The organism is Neptuniibacter halophilus (assembly GCF_030295765.1).
Classification (GTDB): domain Bacteria; phylum Pseudomonadota; class Gammaproteobacteria; order Pseudomonadales; family Balneatricaceae; genus Neptuniibacter; species Neptuniibacter halophilus.
Genome location: NZ_AP027292.1, coordinates 2,065,088 through 2,087,675, shown reverse-complemented (window position 1 = coordinate 2,087,675; position 22,588 = coordinate 2,065,088). Strand labels below are relative to the sequence as shown.

Genomic DNA, 22,588 nt, shown 5'->3' with positions numbered 1-22,588 from the left:
CGCTCCTCCTGTTAAATGAATAAGGTTAAAAGTGACGGATCTTGTGCTCAGGCCGCGGTTTCATCGGAATGTTCGCATCGCACCCCGTATTCAGCAACTCGACCAGCATGTAAGCAGTCAGCCCCCAGATAATATGCCCCTGATACTCCCAGGCGGGAACAAAAGTGCTTTTGCCTTTAAAGCGGATCTCATCGGTGGAATAACGCTGATCCTGCATAAAGAAGCTCAGTGGCACGCTGAACACTTCATCCAGCTCTCCCGGGTTAGCCACCAACTCGATCTCACGGGGAATCACACCGACCCAAGGTGTGACCTGCAGCCCATGTTTAGACACGACCTGACCCAGAGGCCCGATCACATCAACCGCTTCGGGCACTATGCCTACCTCTTCATGGGCCTCGCGCAGGGCGGTATACAACAGATCGGGATCGGTATCATCATGTTTACCACCGGGAAAGGCGATCTCCCCACTGTGGGTCGAGAGCCGGGAGGAGCGTTTAGTCAGGATCACTTCCGGATCGGGGTCGTCGGTCAGCGCGATCAGCACACTGGCCTTAGGCTGGTTGGTGGGGAAGCGCCGCGGCTCAAAATCCTGCAGGCGCTGACGGATCTTTCTCAGCATAAATTCACTTCTATTTGACTGACAGGTCCACAATAATACTCCGAAGGTCGTAGATAGTTTAACTCCGATACATGCTTTTGTTATACCCTGAACCTCAGGCGGGCAAATTTACCCACTGAACTCGCCCCAATAAGGAAGCTATATGAAATATTGCAGTAACTGTGCAGGCCCGCTATCAGTGGCGGTACCCGATGATGACAACCTGCCCAGACATATCTGTGACGGCTGCGGCACTATCCACTACCTGAACCCGAAGATTGTCACCGGCTGCCTGCCGGTCTATGAAGATAAAGTCCTGCTCTGCAAACGGGCAATCGAGCCGCGTCTCGGCTACTGGACCCTGCCCGCCGGGTATATGGAGAATGCGGAATCAACGACAGAAGGTGCTCTGCGTGAAACCCGTGAAGAAGCCAATGCTGAAGTCACCATCAGCCACCTCTATACGCTGACCTCCATTGTGCATGTTAATCAGGTACAGATGCTCTATCTGGCCGAGCTTGATAAACCGGAATTTTCCGCCAGCAGCGAGTCACTGGAAGTACGTCTGTTCCGGGAAGATGAAATTCCCTGGGATGAGCTGGCGTTTACCACCATTCGTAACGCGCTGCAGTTTTACTTTGAGGACCGGCAGAAGGGAACATTCCCCCTCCGCGAAGTGATACTGCGGGGTAACTAGCCAGCGCTGGTAACCCCGTTTATTCAAAGAATAGCTGCTGTATTTTTTCTGCCGGCAGTGGCCGTTCGAACAGATACCCCTGCCCTTCAATACAGCCCATCTCCGCGAGGAAGCTCGCCTGCTCCGGCGTTTCAATCCCCTCCGCCACCGTGATCAGGCCCAGATGGCTGGCGACATCGATTATCGCCGACGTGATCGCCGCATCGTCCTGATTGTCAGGTAACTCGTCAATAAACGCCCGGTCGATCTTCAACTGATCCAGATTAAAGCGTTTCAGGTAGGCCATGCAGGAATAACCGGTACCAAAATCATCCAGCGACAGTTGAACGCCCAGCTTTTTCAACTCCTGCAGCAGGTGCAGGGTGGTTTCCTGATTTTGCATCAGACTGCTTTCGGTGATTTCAATTACCAGCGCCTCAGGCGGCAAGCCCGCCATCACCAGCGCTGAACGCACCTCCTGAACCAGATCCGGGCGGAACTGACGCACCGATACATTCACCGACATAGTAAACGGATGTTCCGACTGAGCCAGCCACCGGGCGCCCTGCCGGCAAGCCTCCTGCAGTACCCAGTTGCCGATCTGCAGAATCAGCCCGGTCTCTTCTGCCAGCGGGATAAAATCATTAGGCGGCACCAGCCCCGTTTCCGGATTACGCCAGCGGATCAACGCTTCAAATCCGGCCAGACGACCGTTCTCCAGTTGTAGCTGTGGCTGATAAAACAGTTCGAACTCCTGATTTTCGATCGCTTTACGCAGTGCGATCTCCACCTTGAGCCGGTTCGAGGCATGCTGATTCATCTCAGCGGTATAGAACTGGTAGTTATTGCGCCCCTGCTTCTTGGCAAAGTGCATCGCGGCATCGGCGTTACGCATCAGCTCATCGAAGCTATCGCCATCATCCGGATACACCGCTATGCCGACACTGGGGGTGATCGTCATATGGCCTTCAGCCTCTAACGGCTGAGCTACCTGCTGCAGTATACGATCCGCCAGATTGGCCGCCTGCTCTGGTTTTTCCAGCGCCGGCATCAGAATCATAAACTCATCACCGCCCAGACGGCTGACGGTATCCCCGTCACGTACCTGTTTCTGAATCCGTTCGGCGACCTTTTGCAGAATCTCATCACCAAAGCGGTGACCCAGACTGTCGTTAATGTTTTTAAAGTGATCCAGATCGATCAGCAACAGGGCGAACTGCTGACTCTGTTTACGCTTACTCAGGGAGATCGTCTGTTCAACCCGATAGCCGAGCAATCGCCGGTTAGGTAGATTGGTCAGAGGATCATAATCGGAGAGATAACGTAGCTTCTCCTCAACCTGCTTCCGTTCTGTCAGATCCGCGATAGAAGCGATGTAATGCTGCACCATGCCATGATTGTCGGTCGATGCGATGATCGATATCCACTGCGGGAACAGTTCACCATTTTTACGGCGGTTCCAGATCTCACCGCTCCACTGACCATGCGCATTCAGGTTTTGCCACATCTGTGTATAGAACGCGGCATCATGCCTGCCTGACTGCAGGAAACGCGGGTTACGGCCAATCGCCTCTTCCGCCGGGTACCCGGTGATCTCAACAAACGCATCGTTAACCGCCAGCAAGCGATTATCCGAACCGCTGACCATGATCCCCTCACTGGCACTGTCAAACACCTTAGAAGCCAGCTCCAGCGCCTGCTGCTTGTTTTCGATCTCATTGTGATAGTCGGTAAAACGGCGATTAAGCCAACCGGAAAACAGCAGGCTCAGCGCCAGTGTCACCAGTGTTGCCAGAATCAGGAACAGATAGATCTGCACCCGGTCTTCGCGCATGGTTTCTTCGAGCAAGCGCTGCTGCGAATCCAGAAGCTGGCGGATATCTTCCGGGTAAAAACCAGCCACCAGTATCCAGCCCAGTCCGGGCACGGTATCCACCAGTGAGACCTTAGACGCCAGATCTCTGCCATTCGGGAAATACCAGTCGTACTCGACAAAACCTCCGCCGTTCTGCGCCGCAGTCATAATCGTGGCCAGCACCTGCTCTTCCTGAGCCTTCTGCTCAGCCGTCAGTTGGTGCTTACCCTGCAACGAGCTGATACCGGGTGACGTCAGCATCGCCCCATCCGGGCTGAAAACCGCGAAATAGCCATGCTCGCCAAACCGAATCGATTCCAGACGTTTCAAGGCTTCAACCTTGAGATCATCTTCAATGCGGTAGAGATAATCACCGGCACCTATCACCCAGGAGAAAGGCTCAAAGGCTTTCACAAAGGCAATTTTATCCGCCATATGCTTCTGATCATGGGGCGGATACCAGCGGTAACGTGAAAAGCCTTCGCCTTGCGGGTTATCCACAGCTTCCAGCAGACCGCGCATAATGTAGTGCCCGGTATCATCCTGATTATCGTAGAGCGATTTACCCTCCACCTGAGGTGAAGTCGGCAACAGGACACAATTACCCTGATCATCATCGATAAAGATATAACCACGGCCATTGAAAAAACGGATATCACGCAGCGTTTCGCGGATCAGCTCTTTGATTTCCACCAGCGGACGGCGATCCCGCTCGCGCTGATAAATAGTCTCGGCGATGCTGTGTGCTTTAAGAACCTCAGCTTTGGACTGCTCCTGCAGCACCTGCTCCGCCCGGGCCAGAGTGTAACTGATGTAGTCCTTGGCGCTATTCACTTCGGCCAGCAACTGATCGCGGCCTTTCTGCATAATCTCCTGCTCAAGCGCCGCCAGGCGCTGCTCGTTATCGCGCAGGTTTTTATACAGGAAATGACTGGCCACCGAAGCCAGCAGGAGAACGGCAATAGCCACTGTACCGAACAACAGGTAGCGAGACAGCGAGGTAGCCTTGATCTGAGTCATATAGGAAAGCGGGTAATCATCAGCCGGGGGTGGAATTTAATCATCCCCGAAACAGATACCTTGCAGAGGGATGGTTTATTGTGACGTCTCTGACAACACCCGTCCTGGCGCTATCTGTAAGTCGGGGCCAGCGGTCAACTGTAACAGAACTGCCACCAAACAGACCACTCATCCGGTAAAAAATATGACTCAGATCAATGCTTTCAGGAGGCCAGTCGGCAGAGCCCTTTAATCTCCGCCAGATAGCGCCGGAAATCCGGCCCCTCCGTGCGACTGTAATTGAGGTTACGGAATAACCCGGTCAGCTTCACAAAGTGCTCCCGTACCGACTCTTTATCGCTGAACTCAGCGGGCTGCAACAGGCACTCCCGGAGCAGATTGAAGACCTGTTTCTGCCGCGCCAGCGGCACAGAAACATCCACCGGGTCAAACGCATCCTGCTGCAGATACACCTGATCGAGGCAGATCGATTTATGGTAAAGAATATAGTCTTCCAGCGTCACACCCTCTTCGCCGGTGACTTGCATCATCTGCTGTACTGACTCTCCCTGAACCAGCAACTGCTGCATCTGCTTGACGTTGCCTACCCACTCTTCACCCAGCTCCTGCGCATACCACTCAGCCATCTGATCCAGATAACGGGACCAGGAGATCAACGGGTCTACCGCCGGATAAGCGCGTTTATAGGCCCGTTCCGCACTGAGACCGAGGAAGGTTTTCACGGTTCGCAGGGTCGACTGAGTCACCGGCTCTTCAAAGTTACCCCCTGCCGGTGAAACAGTACCGATCAGGGTCAGACTGCCCTGATCCCCCGCGTTATTGCGGATCAGCCCGGCACGTTCATACAGCGCCCGAATGGCAGAATCCAGATACGCCGGAAACGCCTCCTCGCCCGGAATCTCTTCGAGCCGGCCAGAGGTTTCCCGCATCGCCTGTGCCCAGCGCGAGGTAGAATCGGCGATCAGCAACACGTTATACCCCATCTGCCGGTAATACTCAGACAGGGTAATGCCGGTGTAGATCGAAGCCTCGCGGGCCGCTACCGGCATCGACGAGGTATTACAGATAATCACCGTCCGGTCCATCAGGGTGCCGCCTTTCGGATCCGACATATTCGGGAATTCTGTAATGGTTTCCACCACCTCACCGGCACGTTCACCACAGGCCACGATCACCACAATATCCACCTCGGAGAAACGCGATATCAGGCTCTGCAGTACAGTTTTTCCGGCACCGAACGGCCCCGGAATACATGCGGTTCCGCCACGGGCAATCGGGAAAAAGGTATCAATCAGACGAATAGAGGTCAGCAGGGGCTGCTGCGGATATTCACGCTGGCTGTAACCTTCATGCAACAACGGCTGACTCACCGGTACCCGCACCGGCCAGCGCTGCTGCATGGAGATTTCACGTTCATCACCATGGGCGGTACGGATTCGCGCCACCGGCGTGTCTACGGTGAACGATCCCTCCTGAATCCAGCTAATCTCGGCCTCTCCCTGCAAGCCGAAAGGCGCCATGATCTTGTGGGCAAATCGCCCCTCCTGCACCTGACCGATGCTGTCACCGGCCCGGACTTTATCACCCACCTTCACCCGCGGCTGAAACGCCCAGTGCTGCTGGCGGTCGACCCCGTCTACCTCAAGCCCACGGGGAAGAAAGAAACCGTGCTGGCCGGCAATGATTTCCAGCGGGTTTTGCAGGCCATCATAGACCTGACCGAGCAGACCCGGCCCCAGCGTAACGGAGAGCATATGGCCGCTTTGTCTGACCGGATCTCCCACGGCAACGCCACGGGTATTCTCAAACACCTGCACATCGGCCTCACCGTGCCGCACCCGCAGGACTTCAGCCTGCAGGTACTCCTGACGCCCTTCACTACCCGGTCGGGTCGGACAGATAAACACCACTTCATTTTTCAGGATGGGGTAGAAACTCCCCTCTGCATCTTTCAGCAGCTCCACAGTTACTATATCGTCCCTGACGGCCACAACCCGGGCGGTGCTCTGCTGGTTCACTGGCCAACCCCCTGTATTAACTGCTTCTCAAGACCGCATCCGCGCAACAACTGAGCGGTGCTCCGGTTAAAAGATTCAAGTGCCTGACGGCTGTTATAGGCCAGACTGCGTTCAGCGATTCCCCAACGCAGCACAAAACAGGCCAGCGCTTCAAACTGAAAAGTAAACTGATGTTCGGTACGGGCCAGATCCTGCCACAGGCACTGATCCAGATAGCGCTGCAGGCGCAGCGGCTCATCCTTCTCCAGCAAACGCTGAATCTGCTCCAGTTCCGGGCATAACTGCTGCAGGGAAAAATCCGGCTCAAACCAGTGTTTGCGAATCCGCGGCAGCCAGCGCCCGACTCCATGAAACTGCTGAGGGTTTTCCAGACCTGCCGCACGACTGCGCAGGGCCGCCAGCAGAGTACGTAACTCCATCTGGTAGATAACCCGCTGCCGCAGTACCGGCGACGTCAGCCCTGCCAGTTGATTCTGCCACTGCCGCACCAGATCCGGATCGGTCATCTGCAGCAGCGTTTGCTCTGCGGGATGGTAAAGCTGCTCCACAACCGCCAGTTGCTCAGCATCGCTATCCGTGAGCATACTCAGGCGGCGCTCCAGCGCGATCCGCGACAGCGGCAGTTGCCGGCACTGGCTCAATTCCGGCAGCCAGGGCAGCGCGGTGATCAGGGTATAATAATCCGACACTAGCGGATCACTCCCTCAATAATGGCCCGGAAACGCGGTTGCAGGTGTTTCAGCAGCAGTTTCGCTACGGCCTCACTGCTCAGATCAACCTCCACCTCTTCACCACTCAGGCGCACCCGGATGCCCTTACCCTCGTAGAGCTCAAACTCGATACCATCACGCATCTGCTCGGCTGCCAGCGACTGCACAAACTGACTCAGCTTACCCTCACGGTACTCCTTCGGGTTGCGCCGCAGCTCATCGAGACCGATAAAGTCTTCCGGCAGCAACAGTTCAATCTGCTTCGCCTGACTGATTCCCTGATCGCGACTGGCTTTACTCACCAGCGCCATAATCAGCTCACGCATAAACGCCTGATTATCCATCTGCGAGGCCACCAGCCTTTCCACCTGATCGGTAAAGGAGTGGGACAGGGTTTCACGCACTTCCAGATGCATATCCCGGGCGGCGATACGTAACGCATCTTCACCGGCCTGACGCAGTTGGCCCGCTTCCCGTTTCGCCCGGCTGACAATCTGCTCCGCTTCCTGTCGCGCCTGCGAAAGTAACCAGTCGGCACGGTGCTCCGCCTCTTCTACCAGTTTGGCCGCATCCTGCTGACCCTTCTCCACACCCTGCTGACGCAGCTTATCAATCAGCGCTTCGACACCGGATGAGGCATGGCTATTCTGTTCACTGGACATCACACCCTCCCCCTTTCTGACTAGGCTGGCACACCGGCACTGATGACCAGAGCAAAGATAAACGCAAACACCGCAAACCCTTCAACAATCGCAGCCGGTGCCAGAGACATACCAAAAATCTCCGGACGGATTTTGGAAACATTGATTGCCGAAGCACAGCAACGCCCCTGCCAGGCAGCACTGAACAACAGCGCCAGACCACAGAGCAAGCCTATTGCAGCCAGGCCCGGCGCATTTTCCGGTGTAATCTCCCGGTTCAGCGCAAACATCACCACAATGCCGTAGATCGACTGGGACGAAGGCATCGCGGCGATACCGATGTAACGCCCATGACCGGTTTCGGTTTCCAGCAACGCGCCACAGGCTGCCTGCCCCGCCTGAGCACAGCCGATCATACTGCCGATTGCGCCCAGCGCCATAGGCCCGTAAAGGCCCGCCCATCCCAGGGCCATAATCAGGTTATCCAAGGTGAAACCTCCCGTTTAGCAAATGGCGCAAAGGCATAGCCCTCATCAGCCAGACTCCAGTTATAAAATTCAATCAGGTTTAAGCGCAGTCCGTGGATCACCCCACTGATCACGGTCAGCACAAAATTCAGCAGATGACCCAGCAGCAGAATCAGCACCTTAAATAACAGACCGATCGCCGGTAGCGCGGCAGCCACATCCAGTGCCAGTTGATTAAAAGTCATCGCCAGTGAGGCACTCGCCAGCCCCAGCGCGAACAGGCGCAGGTAGCTCAGCACATCACCAAAAATTTTACTCACTCCACTCAGACCGAGGAGTCCATCGAGCAGACGCCGCCAGCCCCAGTCGCTGCGCTCACTGGAAAACAGCAGCACCATCCCCAGACCGGCTGCAAACAGCACCCAGTGCAGCGTACTGAAACCCCAGATCCAGCCCAGCAATGCCACCAGCACCGCGAACGCCCAGCCCACTGAGGCCAGTGCCTGAATACGCCGCCGGCGTACCCAGGCCATCATCAGATTACCCAGAATCAGATGACCTGCGCCGATACAGATCGACAGCAGCATCATGCTGTCGAAATCGTTCAGATCCATGAGCTTCAGACTGCCAAGCCATTCAACCGGTGGCCCGGCGCCGAAGTAACTGCCCACCAACACACCCCAGATCAGCCCGGCACCCGCCAGCGCCGCGCCCAGCGCACGCAGGCGCACACCGCTCTGGCTGTACCCCATACGCTGCCAGTAGAAGATCAGAATCGCCGCCAGCAGCAGAGAGTAACCGGCATCGGACATAATCAGGGCAAAAAACGAAACAAAGGAGAAAAACACCACCCGCGAAGGATCCCAGCTTCGATATCCCGGCATCTGGAAAAACTGCACCACCTCTTCCCCGCCCGCCAGCGCTGTCGGGTTATCCAACAGGGTCGGCGGCAGCTCATCAGGCTGCACCTGCTCTATCAGCAAGGCCATCTCATGCTGATCTGCAAACGCTTCCAGTGCCTCGCGCTGATCGGCTGCAAACCAGCCCTGCAGGGCAAAAATCTGTTCCCGGTCCAGAGTCTGATCGGCGACCTCTGCCAGTTGGGCATTGTCTTCAGTGCCGGCGATAGAGCGCTGCAACAGGTAGATCCAGCGAGTCAGACCCTCGCGCTCAGCTTCGACGGTCTCGAGCTCAACTTCGATATCTTCCAGTTCACGCTGCAGCTCGGTCAGGGGAACCGCGCCGGTATGGGTGCGCACCACCGGCATGGCATTCAGACCTGGCTCCTGTTCAGAGATCACAGCGACATAACTGTACCGGTTATCCCGATAAACCTGTTGCCAGATCAGGTCACTCTGCAGCACCTCTTTCATCTTGTAGTTGGGCACCAGATAAAACCAGAGCCGCTGGCCATAGAGCCCGTTTTCGCCGGGCAGGTTAAAACTCCCCCAGGGCTGAAGGTCTTTGATGCGCTTCTGCAGAAAATCACGGCGCTCCACCAGCGCAAGCCGGCGTGAGCGGTTCTGTTCCGCGTCATCGACCACCTGAGGCAGATCAAAATGGCGTTCGCTGAGCACCTGACGGCGTTTTATCCGGGCATTCAGCAGATAGTGCAGCGCACCGCGCAGTTGCTCCGGACTGACCTCATGCTGTGCCGTGGTGGTGGACTTCTGCGGTTTAGCCTGACGCAATGGAATGATGTGCATCAGCCCCAGAGCCTGAAGCTGATCGAGAATCTGTACTTTCTCTTCACTGAGTCCGATCAGGGTCGCTTTCAGCAGCGGACGAATACTCATAACGCCGCTCCCAATGACCGTGCTGCGGCGATACGTGCCCGCTTACCCTTGGCAATTTTGGCGCGGACCACACCCGCCCGCTCGGCATCCGACAGGGCGATCTGAATCTTACGGATATTGCGTTGCGCCTCAGGAATCAGCACCTTATCGAACAGATTAAGCCGCTGAGTGGTTTTCTGCAGACCCTGTTCCAGCATCTCCAGCCGCTGCTGCAATACCCGAATCTCCACTTCGGCCCGCAGTGCATCCGACTGCAAACTGAGCAGCGCATCAACCCAGTGCGGCAGAAGCAGCCGGGAATACTCGGCCCGCTGTAACCTCAGCTCACCCAGTTCCGGCAGTTCCAGCCCCACCAGATTGACATAGTTGATCTGTAATTTTTCCACCTGCAGCAAACCGGAAAGCTCCAGCCCGGCCGATGCCAGCATCGGTAGTTGTTCCGCTACCCGGGCCTCTGACTGCTGTAACTGCGCCTGACAGTCGAGTAACCGCTTGCGGGTATCCTCGCGGGCCGACATCAGTTGTTTGCGTTTCAACTCCAGCGCCGGAACAAACTGCCGGAACGACTTGAGCCGGCGGCTTTCACGATTCAGCGTGGTTTTATTCAGCGCTAACTTCGCCACAGCTTAATCCTCAACCGCGGCAGAAGCTGACGTTGTCTGTGGGAAATATTTATCCACCAGCCCCTGTTTCATCAGCAGTTCGTGGGCGGCAAAACATTCGCCCAGTGTCTGCCAGCAGAGATCCAGCGCCTGTTCCAGTGGCATGGTGACACTGATATCCATAAACCGTTTGCGAAACAACAGGCCGAACTTAAGCAGCCGCTCATCATATTCACTCAGCTCAAATGACATCGCCTGTTTCTGCGCTGCATCCTGAGATTCAGCATAGAAACGCACCATGGTATTCATAATCTGGCTATGATCCTCACGGGTCACTTTGCCGATCACATGCTGCTTCAGACGGGACAGGGAACCAAAGGGATCGATGACTCCATCATGCAGGTAGAACTGCCCTTCCGTGATATAACCGGTGTTATCCGGCACCGGGTGGGTCACATCATCCCCCGGCATTGTTGTCACTGAGAGGATAGTCACCGAGCCCGCGCCTTTATAATCACAGGCCTTCTCGTAACGTCGCGCCAACTGAGAATACAGATCGCCGATATAGCCCCGGTTAGAGGGCACATGTTCCATTGAAATACCAACCTCTTTCAGAGCGTCGGCGTAAGCGGTCATATCGGTGAGCAGCACCAGTACACGCTTACCCTCTTCCACGGCAAAGCGCTCGGCTACCGCCAGTGCCATGTCCGGCACCAGCAACCCTTCTACCGTCGGATCTGACCCCTGATGGACAAACATCACGGTACGCGCCAGCACACCGGCTTCTTCAAAGGCCTGACGGAAATAGTGGTAGTCATCAAATACCAGACCGATCCCGCCAAACACCACCACATCGGCGTCGGCATGGGTGCCGATCTGGGCCAGCAACTGGTTATAGGGCTCTCCGGCAACGGAGAAAACGGGTATTTTCTGGCTTTCAACCAGACAGTTGAAAACATCAATCATCGGCACATCGGTGCGGATCATATGTGAAGCCAGTACCCGTCGGGCAGGATTAACGGTAGGGCCATCGATTTCGATTTTGGGCTCTTCGATCAGCGCGGGGCCGCCATCGATGGCGCGTCCCGTACCGGAAAATGAGCGCCCCAGAATATTCGGAGAGAAGGTCACTTCCATCGAGCGACCCAGAAAACGAACCACAGAGTGGGTGGAGAGGCCTTTGGTACCGTTAAAGACCTGTAATGAAACCTCCTCCCGGTCGAGCATGATCACCTGAGCCAGTGCTGAGCGCTGGGCCTGATTCTCCTCATTTTCAATCAGAGCCAGATCACCGAAGCAGATCAGCGACGTGCCTTCCCCGGAGAGGGGCACCTGTACTTTTACAATATCACCGACAATTTCCAGAATCCTTGAGTACCGCACCAGCAACTGTGTCACTTGACTCTCCCTTTCCCTTTCCGGGCAATCTGCCAGGATCAAATATCTTCCAGCTTCCAGACCTCATATGCGGGTTCTTCGTAGGGGTGTGCCTGCTTCATCGCTGCCACTGCCTGCCGGATCAGTTGATCGTCACAGACCAGCTCCACCTTCCACTCTTCGACCTGTTCTACCTGCCCCTGCGCCCCGATATGGGGGTCGCTGCCGGGTAGCGGTCGAAACTGCCCTAGTCCTTTAACCTGCCAGCAACAGTGATCATACAGGCCGATTTTCCCGGCACCGCTGGCAAATACCGCCGCTTTCACCGCTTCAAGGTTCTCATCCGGAACAAAGAAACTGAGTTTATACACTAAACGATTTCCTTTTTATTGCACCGCAAAATAATGGTTCAGCCGTTGATTAAAATCAACAAGTAACGCCGGAAAACGCGCCTGCAGAGTCGCTGACAGTGGCTGCATCGGCTGCATCATTTGCGGCTGGATCAGATACAGCGCGAGCTGCGGAGGCTGAATCTGCAGCGCCTGTAACAGTTCCAGCGCCTGCTTAAGGCTCAGTGAATGACTGCTGAGCTCCCGCTCAGGCGCCTCCGTCAGAATCGACGGGGTCGGATAAAAACGCGCTGCGCCCGGCTTCTCCCCCATCTCGGCTGCATCCACCAGTAACAGTTTTGAATAGGTTTGCAGACAGTTAAACAGCTCCAGTCCGGGACTGTTGATCCACTCCAGCTCAACCCCTTCCGGCACGGACTCAGGAGGCAACTGCTCCAGCAACGACCAGCCGATCTGATCATCACCATGGTGTGAGCCCAGCGCCAGTATTCCCTGTCTCTGCCGGCTCATCCCTGACGTTCCACGCTCATCTTAAGGAAGTGAGTTGCACAGGAGATACAGGGATCATAGTTACGGATCACCTTCTCACTATGCAGGCGCAATGCTTCAGTTGAATGATCCAGGCCAAACTGATGCAGCGAATGACGCAGATCCTGCTCGATCCGCGCCTGATTCTGACTGGTCGGCGGCACTATTTTCGCTTCCTGAATCAACCCCTCAGAATCCACCCGGTAACGGTGCCACAGGAGCCCTCGTGGCGCTTCGCTCCAGCCACAGCCAACCCCCGCTTTGACCTGCAGTTCCAGCGCCGGGGTGTCCGGCTGATACTCCCGCAGAATAGTGATCGCCTCATACAACGCCAGACAGATCTCGACCCCGCGGGCAAGCATACTGTGGAACATATTCTGACTCGGAAACGGATTGCCCAGACGCTGCAGATGGCGCTGTAAAAAGGCAGGCAGCACCGCCTGATTCAGGTTCAGCCGCGCCAGCGGGCCGACCAGATAATCCTGTCCGTCGAGCAGGCTCCAGAGCGCGGTGGAATGAGGGCTCTGCAGCTCTTTAAAGTGAGATTCATACTGCTCGGGTTGTAGCCTGAGTCCGGTCGAGCTGATCAGTTCGCCCTGTTCAATCGGGTATTCCTGATGCGCCAGCGTCACAGACGTAAATGCCTGATTCTGCTCCGGCAACGCCATCCCGGCCAGATACTCCAGTAAGGCTTCTGCCTGAGGTAATGTATCTTCAAGAAAACTCAGCAGGGAGCGGGCCTCAGAAACCGCAGGCGCATGATGAAAACCGCCCACCTGAATACCCACCGGATGCACCGAGCGCCCACCGAGGAAACGAATCAGCCGATTTCCCGCCTCCTGTATCGCAAAGCCACGTCGCACCAGCTCCGGCTCTTTAGCTGCCAGCCCGAGCACAGTTTCCTCCGCGAAATAGTCTGGCAGGGCTAACAGATGGATATGCAGGCTGTGGCTCTGAATCCACTCACCGCAGTAAAGCAGGCGGCGCATATTACTGATCCAGGGTGTCGTCTCCAGCGCAAACAGCGACTCCAGCGCGTTCACCGCGCTGACCTGATAGGCCACCGGGCAGATACCGCAGATCCGCGCGACAATATCCGGCACTTCAGTGTAGTGACGCCCCTGCATGAACTGTTCGAAAAACCGCGGAGGTTCATAGATGCGAAACTGCAACTGCTCAATCCGGCCCTGTTCGATTTTCAGGTGCAACGCACCCTCGCCTTCGACCCGGGCCAGACTGGGCACATTAATCTGAATCTTACGCCGGGTCATGGTCACCTCCCGACAGTTGAAGCGGATCTTGCTGTTGTTGATCCGGGTGAATCAGCCGGAACCGCGCTGCAGCTCGCTCTGGTGCCAGCCCAAGCCCTTCCAGCCGGCGCTGCAATGCATCGCCGTTGCTCAATTCAGCCTCGCCATAACAACCATAGCAGGCACGACCAAAGGCCGGACAGAGCGCCCCGCAACCCGCCCGGGTCACAGGCCCCATACAGGGCTCACCGCGGGTGACCAGCGTACAGACCTGACCTGCCCGCTTACACTCCAGACAAAGTTTTTCGCGGTTATCCACAGGGCTCACTCCCTGCAGCAACTGTCCTGCCGCAGCGACCACCTGCCGGCTGTTAACCGGGCAGCCCCAGAGTTCAAAATCGACCCGGACATAAGCCTTCAGCGCATGCGAGCGGTCCAGAGAGTCGATAAACTCAGTTTGCGGGTAGAGCTGACCGACCCAGGCCGAAGGGTCCTCCGCCAGATTTTTAAGCGCCTGAATCCCCCCCGAGGTCGCACAGGCTCCCATACTGATCAGGTATCGGCTGTTGGCACGCACCTCTCTGATCCGTGTTTCATCCGCCGCTGTGACCACACTCCCTTCCACCAGCGCAATATCAACAGGGGCAGACTCATTAACGATTCCGGCTTCAGCAAAGTGCTTAATCTCAAGCTGTTCAGCCAGCGCCAGCAGATCAGGCCCCATATTCAACAGCGCCAACTGACAACCATCACAAGAGCTGAATTTATGCACCGCCAGAGTAGGTTTAGCCATCTTCACACTCCCGCCAGCAACAACCGGTCACGGATATCCGGGTACGCAAACACCGGACCGTCCTTACAGATAAAATCCGCTCCCATCTGGCAATGCCCGCAATGGCCCACTGCACACTGCATATTGCGCTCCATGCTCAGGTAGAGCGAATAGGCTGACAACCCCTGCTGCAGCAACGATTCCGCCACCGCATGCATCATCCCCTCGGGGCCGCACACCATCGCCAGCGTATTTTTCAGATCCACCGTGACCTGCCCCAGCAGCTCAGTGATCAAGCCGGTATGAAACGGCCAGCCGGGCCCCGACTGATCCGCCGCAAGAAATACTTCAACCCCCTCCAGCGCCTGCCACGCCTCATACTGCCGCCGCCAGATCAGGTCATCACTGTGCTTAACACCCTGCACAATATTGATCGTTTCGTAATAGGCTTTGCGCTTGAGAGCAAAATTGATCGCCGCCACGACCGGCGCACACCCCAGACCACCGGTCACGATCAGCAGGTCTTTATTCCGTGCCAGCGCCATCGGCCAGCCCTGTCCGAAAGGGCCACGCAGCCCGACCTCTGCCCCGGCTTCCAGTTTGGCCAACCCGCGCGTCACCCGGCCCACACTGCGAATCGTATGATCGATCACTCCCGGATCCTGCGGATCGGATACGATCGAGATCGGCACTTCCCCCACGCCGTAGAGGTAGAGCATATTAAACTGGCCCGGCATAAACTGATAACTGGCCCGGTGCTGCGGATCACTCAGTTGCAGACGTAGCGTAAAGATCCCCTCAGACTCACGGATATTGTCCAGTACGGTGGCACGCATCGGCGCAAAAACATGGGAGTTCATCAGCCATCCCCCGTGATTTTGTTGGCTTCTTCGACAAAATCAATCGCTGCCGGGCACCAACTCATACAGCGGCCGCAGCCGGTACAGCCAGAACGGCCGTACTGCTCCTGCCAACTGTCCAGTTTATGCGTCATCCACTGCTGATAGCGCTGCTTAACGGTGCTGCGCACCTGAAAACCCGCCAACTGCCCATGGGATTCAGAGAAACAGCTATCCCATTCACGCTGATGCTCACTCGCTTCGCCAGACAGTTGCAGCAGGTCCTGCTGGTGATGGCAGAAACAGGTCGGGCAAACCTGAGTGCAGTTACCACAGGCCAGACAACGATCTGCCACATCGTCCCACTGCGGATGCTGGCGTTGCTGCATCAAGCTGCCGGGCGACACAGGCATCAAGCGACGCTGCTGAGATCGGGCAACCTGTTGCACCTGCTGTTCCGCTGCGTCGATCTGCCCGGGCAGCGCTGCCTCTAATGGCAACTCTGCCAGCAGCACGGCACCGGAGTCTGAACCCGAACGGATCAGGAACCCCTCCTCCAGCTCATCCAGAAGCAGATCATAGCCCTGCTCTATTGCCGGGCCATCGCCGGTGGAAACGCAAAAACAGGTCGCCGCTGCACGGCTGCAGTTAACCCCGACCAGAAACAGCCCTTTGCGCCGCGCCAGATAGCCCGGATCCTGATATTCAGCCTGTAAGAAGTGTTGATCCTGCAATGCCAGCGCAGCCAGATCACAGGCTTTTACACCGATAACCGCAACCTTTTCCAGCGCCTGATCCGGGACAATAAATTCCAGCTCACCGCTTTCTCTGCGGCGCGCCTCCCAAAGCACCTCACGGGCGGGGAAGGTCAGGGGTTTGATCGCCTGTGGCCCATTGGCCCAGTCAAAATAACGCGGGGAGTCGTGCTGTTGCAGACGATAGTGACCGGGCTGTTGAGTATCACGCCAGCCCCGGGGTAAAGCGGCAGTGTCAGCGAGGTGGTCATAAACAATGGTGCCGTCACGGACCTGCGGGCCACAAAGACGGTAGCCCTGCCCCTGCAATAACTGCAGCAGCCGGTTCAGATCTTCACGCGCAAGAAAAGCAGGTGCTGTATGACTCATCACCAATCCTTTTGTGGACAAACCCTCAACCCAGAGTAAACCGGCCCCGTGGATAAACCAATGCCGATGATCAATAAAACAGGAACCGAAATATAAAGCTTCAGTATAGTCAGCCCATTTCATCCACAACGGCATAAGCGGTGGAAAACAGACGAAAAAAAACCGCCATAAAGGCGGTTTTTATCATCAATCTTCAGCAGCTCAGGCGATTTTCGGATCCAGAGCACCGGACTCGTACTGATCAGCCATATCTTCCAGCGAGATCGCTGTCAGTTTGCTGGCGTTACCTGCTGTACCAAACGCTTCATAGCGGGCGATACAGATCTCGGTCATCGCATCCATCGATTTCTTCAGGTATTTACGCGGATCGAACTCAGCCGGGTTTTCGGCCAGGAAGCGGCGGATCGCACCGGTAGAAGCCAGACGCAGGTCGGTGTCGATGTTCACTTTGCGCACACCGTACTTGATACCTTCAACGATCTGCTCAACCGGCACACCGTAAGTCTCCGGAATCTCACCACCGAACTGGTTGATCACTGCCAGCCACTCCTGAGGCACAGAAGAGGAGCCGTGCATAACCAGATGAGTATCCGGGATACGTTCGTGGATCGCTTTAATACGGTCGATCGCCAGAATGTCGCCAGTCGGTGGACGGGTAAACTTGTATGCACCGTGTGACGTACCGCAGGCAATTGCCAGCGCATCAACACCGGTTTTGGAAACAAAGTCAGCCGCTTCGTCCGGATCGGTCAGCATCTGGTCGTGGGACAGAGTGCAGTCTGCACCGATACCATCTTCTTCACCCGCCTGACCGGTTTCCAGCGAACCCAGGCAGCCCAGCTCACCCTCAACGGATACACCGCAGGCGTGAGCCATCTCAACGGTACGACGGGTTACGTCGACGTTGTATTCGTAGCTGGACGGGGTTTTGCCGTCATCCATCAGCGAGCCATCCATCATTACCGAGGAGAAACCCATCGCAATAGAGCGCTGACAAACCGCCGGTGAGGTACCGTGGTCCTGATGCATACATACCGGAATGTGCGGGAATTCAGCAATTGCCGCTTCGATCATGTGACGCAGGAAGTTGGAACCCGCGTACTTGCGCGCACCCGCAGATGCCTGAACAATCACCGGAGAGTTGGTTTTCGATGCCGCTTCCATAATCGCGCGCATCTGTTCCACGTTGTTCACGTTAAATGCCGGAATGCCGTAGCCAAATTCTGCAGCGTGATCCAGCAGCTGACGCATGGAAATCAGAGCCATTTTGTCACCTTTAAATGTTCGTTAACTTTGCCAACAGGCAGGGATGGGCAGAGTTTACCACCCATCCACTCATATTCAGAGCCCGGCGTTGTCGCCGGGCCGCTTTATCAGGCGCTTTTCGCTTCCAGTGCGGCAACCGCCGGCAGCACTTTACCTTCAACGAATTCCAGGAAGGCACCACCACCGGTAGAGATGTAGGAAACCTTATCTGCAATCTCGTACTTATCCACAGCCGCCAGCGTGTCACCGCCACCTGCAATAGAGAAGCCCTGATTATCAGCGATCGCCAGCGACAGGGTTTTAGTACCCTCGCCGAACTGATCAAATTCGAATACGCCCACCGGGCCATTCCAGATAATCGTACCCGCATCTTTCAGCAGCGCCGCCAGCGCCTGTGCCGACTGAGGGCCGATATCCAGAATCATGTCGTCTTCAGCCACGTCATCCACAGACTTAACCGTCGCTTCTGCCGTTTCCGCAAACTCTTTGGCCACCACAACATCCACCGGCATCGGGATGTTTACCTTCGCCATCAGATCCTGAGCAACCGGAATCAGATCATGCTCACAAAGTGATTTGCCTACCGGCTTGCCAGCAGCCGCAAGGAACGTGTTAGCGATACCGCCACCCACGATCAACTGATCAACCTGATCAGACAGCGCAGTCAGCACTTCCAGTTTAGTGGATACTTTAGAACCACCCACGATGGCAGCCAGTGGGCGAGCCGGATTATCCAGCGCCTTACCCAGTGCATCCAGCTCACCCGCCAGCAGAGGACCTGCGCAGGCAACCGGCGCAAACTTAGCCACGCCATGGGTAGAAGCCTGAGCGCGGTGAGCGGTGCCGAATGCATCCATCACGTAAACATCGCACAGTGCAGCCATCTGCTGAGACAGGGCTTCGTTATCTTTTTTCTCGCCAACGTTAAAGCGTACATTTTCCAGCAGAACCACTTCGCCTTCGGCTACGTCAAAACCGCCATCCAGCCAGTCTTTGATCAGGGGTACTTCACGGCCCAGCAGTTTGCCCAGGTGGTCTGCAACCGGCTGCAGGGAGAACGCTTCGTCGTACTCACCTTCGGTCGGACGTCCCAGGTGAGACATCAACATCACCCGGGCACCGGCATTCAGCGCCAGCTCAATGGTTGGCAGAGACGCACGGATACGTGCGTCAGAAGTCACTGCACCGTTTTTTACCGGTACGTTCAGGTCTTCACGGATCAGAACGCGTTTTCCGCTCAGATCCAGTTCACTCATTTTCAGTACGCTCATTGACGTGCCCTGCTTATATTTCAAAAATTAAATCAGATATTCGTTTCTGCCGGGGACGGCTGTTCCCCGCTCTTCAGTGCCAGCCAGTGACTCGCCACATCCAGCATCCGGTTGGCAAAACCCCACTCGTTATCGAACCAGCAAACCAGTTTAATCAGACGCCCCTCAGACACTTTGGTCTGGGTTCCGTCGACCACCGCGGAGCGGGAATCGCGGTTGAAGTCTACTGAAGCATGCGGCTCTTCGGTATAACCCAATAGTCCTTTTAACGGCCCCTGCTGTGAGGCCTGCTGCAAGATCTGGTTCACCTCGGCAACGGAGGTTTCGGTACGCACATTAATCGACAGATCCATCAACGAGACGTTAATGGTCGGCACCCGCATATGCAGGCACTGGAATTTGCCTTCCAGATGCGGCAACAGACGGTCGATCCCCTTATCCAGTCCGGTATCCACCGGCACGATCGACTGCATTGCACTGCGGGTCAGACGCAGATCGGTCTGGTGATAACTATCGATCACCGGCTGGTCATTCATCGCCGAGTGGATCGTCGTGGTGACACCATTTTCAATGCCCAGACGTCTGTCCAGCAGATCCAGCACCGGGACGATACAGTTAGTGGTGCAGGACGCGGCGGAAACCACCTGATGCTCAGGCCGCAACAGCTCTTCGTTCAGACCATAAACAATCGTGGCATCCACCTCCGCCGTAGCGGGTTGCGAAAACAGCAGGCGCTGTGCGCCACTGTGCAGATGCAGATCGGCCAGAGAGCGGGCCTTGAAGGAACCGGAACACTCAAACAGCAGGTCGATGCCCAGCGCGGCCCAGGGCAGATCTTCCGCATCCGATTCACTGAGAATACGGATCGGATCACCGTTCACCAGTAACTGGTTGCCATCATGCTCAACCGGCACCGGGAATCGGCCATGGGTTGTATCGTAGCGGGTCAGGTAGGTGACGGTTTCCAGATCAGACAGTTCATTAATCGCGACCACCTGAAACAGGTCCTGAACACCATTCTCATAGATGGCACGCAGAACACACTGGCCAATTCGGCCATAGCCGTTGATCGCAACGCGGTAACTCAATCTGAAACCCTACCCGAAAAAAAGAGAAAGACCCGGCAAGCCGGGTCTTTGCAGATCGTTCAATCAGAGAACAGACTTCACAGTCTCAACAACGTTCTCAGTTGTAAAGCCGAAGTGTTTGAACAGGTCGCCCGCCGGAGCCGACTCACCGAAGGTACGCATACCAACGATCGCGCCGTTCAGGCCAACATATTTGTACCAGAAGTCAGCCTGAGCCGCTTCAACAGCAACACGCGCGGTTACCGCTGCTGGCAGTACAGATTCGCGGTATTCAGCAGACTGCTTGTCGAACAGCGCAGTTTCCGGCATGGAAACGACACGGGCTTTCACGCCATCGGCTGCCAGAGCTTCCGCCGCATCCATCGCCAGGCCGACTTCAGAACCGGTAGCAATCAGAATCGCATCTGGCTGACCGTCTGTATCACGCAGGATGTAACCACCCTTAGCGATATTCGCAAGCTGTTCAGCATCACGCTGCTGGTGTGGCAGGTTCTGACGGGAGAAGATCATCGCCGTAGGCCCATCCACACGCTCAAGCGCCGCTTTCCAGGCAACAGCGGATTCAACCGCATCACACGGACGCCAGCAGCTCATGTTCGGGGTGTGACGCAGGTTAGAGATCTGTTCGATCGGCTGGTGTGTCGGACCATCTTCACCCAGACCAATGGAGTCATGGGTGTACACGTGGATTGCACGCTGCTTCATCAGCGCCGCCATACGTACCGCATTGCGGGCGTATTCCATAAATACCAGGAAGGTTGCGCCGTAAGGGATGAAACCGCCGTGCAGGGCGATACCGTTCATGATTGCGGACATACCGAATTCACGAACACCGTAGAACAGGTAGTTACCGTTGGCATCGTTTCTCTCAACACCTTTACAACCAGACCACAGGGTCAGGTTCGAACCGGCCAGGTCAGCCGAACCGCCCAGCAGTTCAGGCAGCATAGGGCCGTATGCGTTGAGTGCATTCTGGGACGCTTTACGGGAGGCGATGGTTTCGCCTTTATCAGCGATCTGAGCAATGTATGCATCGGCTTTGTCGGAGAAGTCTGCCGGCAGCTCACCAGAGATACGACGCAGCAGCTCATCAGCCAGTTCAGGGAACTCAGCACGGTACGCAGCGAAACGTTCGTTCCACTCGTTTTCAGCGTGAGTGCCAGCTTCCTGAGCATTCCAGTCTTCAGCGATATCCGCAGGGATTTCGAATGCAGGATGAGTCCAGCCCAGACGTTCACGGGTCAGTGCGATCTCATCATCGCCCAGAGGTGCACCGTGACAGTCCTCTTTACCTTCTTTATTAGGCGAACCGAAACCGATGACGGTTTTGCAGCAGATCAGGGTCGGCTGTTCAGTGTTCGCCTGAGCCTGTTCAATGGCTGCACGGATCTGATCCGCATCGTGTCCGTCTACTGCCGGGATAACCTGCCAGCCGTAGGCTTCGAAACGTTTAACGTTATCGTCGGTGTACCAGCCTTCTACTTCACCGTCGATGGAGATGCCGTTGTCATCCCAGAACGCGATCAGTTTACCCAGACCCAGAGTACCCGCCAGAGAGCAGGCTTCGTGGGAGATACCTTCCATCATGCAGCCATCGCCGAGGAACGCATAGGTGTTGTGATCGATAATCTCGTGACCTTCACGGTTGAACTGCGCAGCCAGTACTTTCTCGGCTACCGCAAAACCTACCGCATTGGTGATACCCTGACCCAGTGGACCGGTTGTGGTTTCTACACCCGGGCAGTAACCGTATTCCGGGTGACCTGCCGTTTTGGAGTGCAACTGACGGAAGTTTTTCAGGTCGTCGATGGACACATCGTAACCGGTCAGGTGGAGCAGGCTGTAGATCAACATAGAGCCATGTCCGTTAGAGAGGACAAACCGGTCACGGTCGAACCACTGCGGGTTTTGCGGGTTGTGCTTCATGAAATCATTCCACAGCACTTCGGCGATATCCGCCATACCCATTGGGGCACCCGGGTGACCAGATTTTGCTTTCTGTACGGCATCCATGCTCAGCGCGCGAATCGCGTTGGCAAGTTCTCTGCGAGAGGACATTAACTCAGCTCCTGGGCGGCTCGCCCAAATAGAAGGTTCAGGAAAAAATTGGGCGCAATTTTCTCGCAGATAGCCATTCGCTTCAAATAAGTTTTGCCTTTTCCGGGCAAAAATGAGCGTTTTTCATTCAAAAAGTGATAATTCTCATCTTGGCGGGGCCTCAATCCTATATATTTTTAGCTGCCCACGCGTACAATACGCGCTTATTTATCCAGACGGATTGTCGCCTGCTAGACTTTCAGTGTTTCAGGCGCCTTGTTCCAGCCTCTTTGGATCATC

At 55.9% G+C, this 22,588-nt stretch carries 20 protein-coding genes; 1 reads left to right on the top strand and 19 read right to left on the bottom strand.

Features of this window, described 5'->3' with window-relative positions:
* Window positions 1–25 precede the first annotated feature (25 nt).
* Window positions 26–622, bottom strand: a complete 597-nt coding sequence (locus QUD59_RS09645; RefSeq protein ID WP_286236721.1) for a CoA pyrophosphatase — start codon at window positions 620–622, stop codon at window positions 26–28.
* A gap of 142 nt (window positions 623–764) precedes the next feature.
* Between QUD59_RS09645 and QUD59_RS09640 the strand changes: the two genes are divergently transcribed.
* On the top strand, window positions 765–1,298 hold the full coding sequence (locus QUD59_RS09640; protein ID WP_286236719.1) for an NUDIX hydrolase: 534 nt from the start codon (window positions 765–767) through the stop codon (window positions 1,296–1,298).
* 19 nt (window positions 1,299–1,317) lie between these two features.
* Here the strand turns inward: QUD59_RS09640 and QUD59_RS09635 are convergent, their stop codons facing one another.
* From QUD59_RS09635 to tkt, 18 genes are all read right to left on the bottom strand, one after another.
* On the bottom strand, window positions 1,318–4,152 hold the full coding sequence (locus tag QUD59_RS09635; protein ID WP_286236718.1) for a bifunctional diguanylate cyclase/phosphodiesterase: 2,835 nt from the start codon (window positions 4,150–4,152) through the stop codon (window positions 1,318–1,320).
* A 203-nt stretch (window positions 4,153–4,355) separates the two neighbouring features.
* Window positions 4,356–6,170: a V-type ATP synthase subunit A gene (locus QUD59_RS09630; protein WP_286236716.1), complete on the bottom strand. Its 1,815-nt coding sequence runs from the start codon at window positions 6,168–6,170 to the stop codon at window positions 4,356–4,358.
* On the bottom strand, window positions 6,167–6,859 hold the full coding sequence (locus tag QUD59_RS09625) for a DUF2764 family protein (RefSeq protein WP_286236715.1): 693 nt from the start codon (window positions 6,857–6,859) through the stop codon (window positions 6,167–6,169). Before QUD59_RS09625 ends, QUD59_RS09630 begins: the two co-directional genes overlap by 4 nt.
* Entirely contained in the window at window positions 6,859–7,542 is a 684-nt protein-coding gene (locus QUD59_RS09620; RefSeq protein ID WP_286236713.1) for an ATPase, read from the bottom strand. Before QUD59_RS09620 ends, QUD59_RS09625 begins: the two co-directional genes overlap by 1 nt.
* A 20-nt stretch (window positions 7,543–7,562) precedes the next feature.
* Complete coding sequence (locus QUD59_RS09615; protein ID WP_040662675.1) at window positions 7,563–8,009, bottom strand: ATP synthase subunit C; 447 nt, start codon at window positions 8,007–8,009, stop codon at window positions 7,563–7,565.
* Window positions 7,997–9,784 (bottom strand): V-type ATP synthase subunit I, encoded by a 1,788-nt coding sequence (locus QUD59_RS09610; protein WP_286236712.1) that lies wholly within the window; start codon window positions 9,782–9,784, stop codon window positions 7,997–7,999. Before QUD59_RS09610 ends, QUD59_RS09615 begins: the two co-directional genes overlap by 13 nt.
* The gene (locus QUD59_RS09605) at window positions 9,781–10,407 is read right to left on the bottom strand and encodes a V-type ATP synthase subunit D (protein ID WP_286236711.1); all 627 of its coding nucleotides are present in this window, start codon (window positions 10,405–10,407) and stop codon (window positions 9,781–9,783) included. The genes QUD59_RS09610 and QUD59_RS09605 overlap by 4 nt, the downstream gene beginning before the upstream one ends.
* A gap of 3 nt (window positions 10,408–10,410) precedes the next feature.
* A complete protein-coding gene (locus QUD59_RS09600) occupies window positions 10,411–11,784 on the bottom strand; it encodes a V-type ATP synthase subunit B (RefSeq protein ID WP_286236710.1) in 1,374 nt (457 codons plus the stop codon).
* A gap of 38 nt (window positions 11,785–11,822) precedes the next feature.
* Window positions 11,823–12,134: a YqfO family protein gene (locus QUD59_RS09595; protein WP_286236708.1), complete on the bottom strand. Its 312-nt coding sequence runs from the start codon at window positions 12,132–12,134 to the stop codon at window positions 11,823–11,825.
* Between the two features lie 15 nt (window positions 12,135–12,149).
* On the bottom strand, window positions 12,150–12,623 hold the full coding sequence (locus QUD59_RS09590; protein ID WP_286236705.1) for a hydrogenase maturation protease: 474 nt from the start codon (window positions 12,621–12,623) through the stop codon (window positions 12,150–12,152).
* Window positions 12,620–13,912: a Ni/Fe hydrogenase subunit alpha gene (locus QUD59_RS09585; RefSeq protein ID WP_286236703.1), complete on the bottom strand. Its 1,293-nt coding sequence runs from the start codon at window positions 13,910–13,912 to the stop codon at window positions 12,620–12,622. The genes QUD59_RS09590 and QUD59_RS09585 overlap by 4 nt, the downstream gene beginning before the upstream one ends.
* Window positions 13,899–14,684: an NADH-quinone oxidoreductase subunit B family protein gene (locus tag QUD59_RS09580; protein WP_286236702.1), complete on the bottom strand. Its 786-nt coding sequence runs from the start codon at window positions 14,682–14,684 to the stop codon at window positions 13,899–13,901. Before QUD59_RS09580 ends, QUD59_RS09585 begins: the two co-directional genes overlap by 14 nt.
* A 2-nt stretch (window positions 14,685–14,686) precedes the next feature.
* A complete protein-coding gene (locus QUD59_RS09575; RefSeq protein ID WP_286236701.1) occupies window positions 14,687–15,523 on the bottom strand; it encodes an FAD/NAD(P)-binding protein in 837 nt (278 codons plus the stop codon).
* A complete protein-coding gene (locus tag QUD59_RS09570; RefSeq protein WP_286236700.1) occupies window positions 15,523–16,626 on the bottom strand; it encodes a 4Fe-4S dicluster domain-containing protein in 1,104 nt (367 codons plus the stop codon). The genes QUD59_RS09575 and QUD59_RS09570 overlap by 1 nt, the downstream gene beginning before the upstream one ends.
* 201 nt (window positions 16,627–16,827) lie before the next feature.
* Window positions 16,828–17,892, bottom strand: a complete 1,065-nt coding sequence (gene fba, locus QUD59_RS09565) for a class II fructose-bisphosphate aldolase (protein ID WP_286236698.1) — start codon at window positions 17,890–17,892, stop codon at window positions 16,828–16,830.
* A 107-nt stretch (window positions 17,893–17,999) separates the two neighbouring features.
* Window positions 18,000–19,163: a phosphoglycerate kinase gene (locus QUD59_RS09560; RefSeq protein ID WP_286236697.1), complete on the bottom strand. Its 1,164-nt coding sequence runs from the start codon at window positions 19,161–19,163 to the stop codon at window positions 18,000–18,002.
* A gap of 32 nt (window positions 19,164–19,195) precedes the next feature.
* Complete coding sequence (locus QUD59_RS09555; RefSeq protein WP_286236695.1) at window positions 19,196–20,251, bottom strand: type I glyceraldehyde-3-phosphate dehydrogenase; 1,056 nt, start codon at window positions 20,249–20,251, stop codon at window positions 19,196–19,198.
* Between the two features lie 63 nt (window positions 20,252–20,314).
* Entirely contained in the window at window positions 20,315–22,309 is a 1,995-nt protein-coding gene (tkt, locus tag QUD59_RS09550) for a transketolase (RefSeq protein WP_286236694.1), read from the bottom strand.
* Window positions 22,310–22,588: the final 279 nt, after the last annotated feature.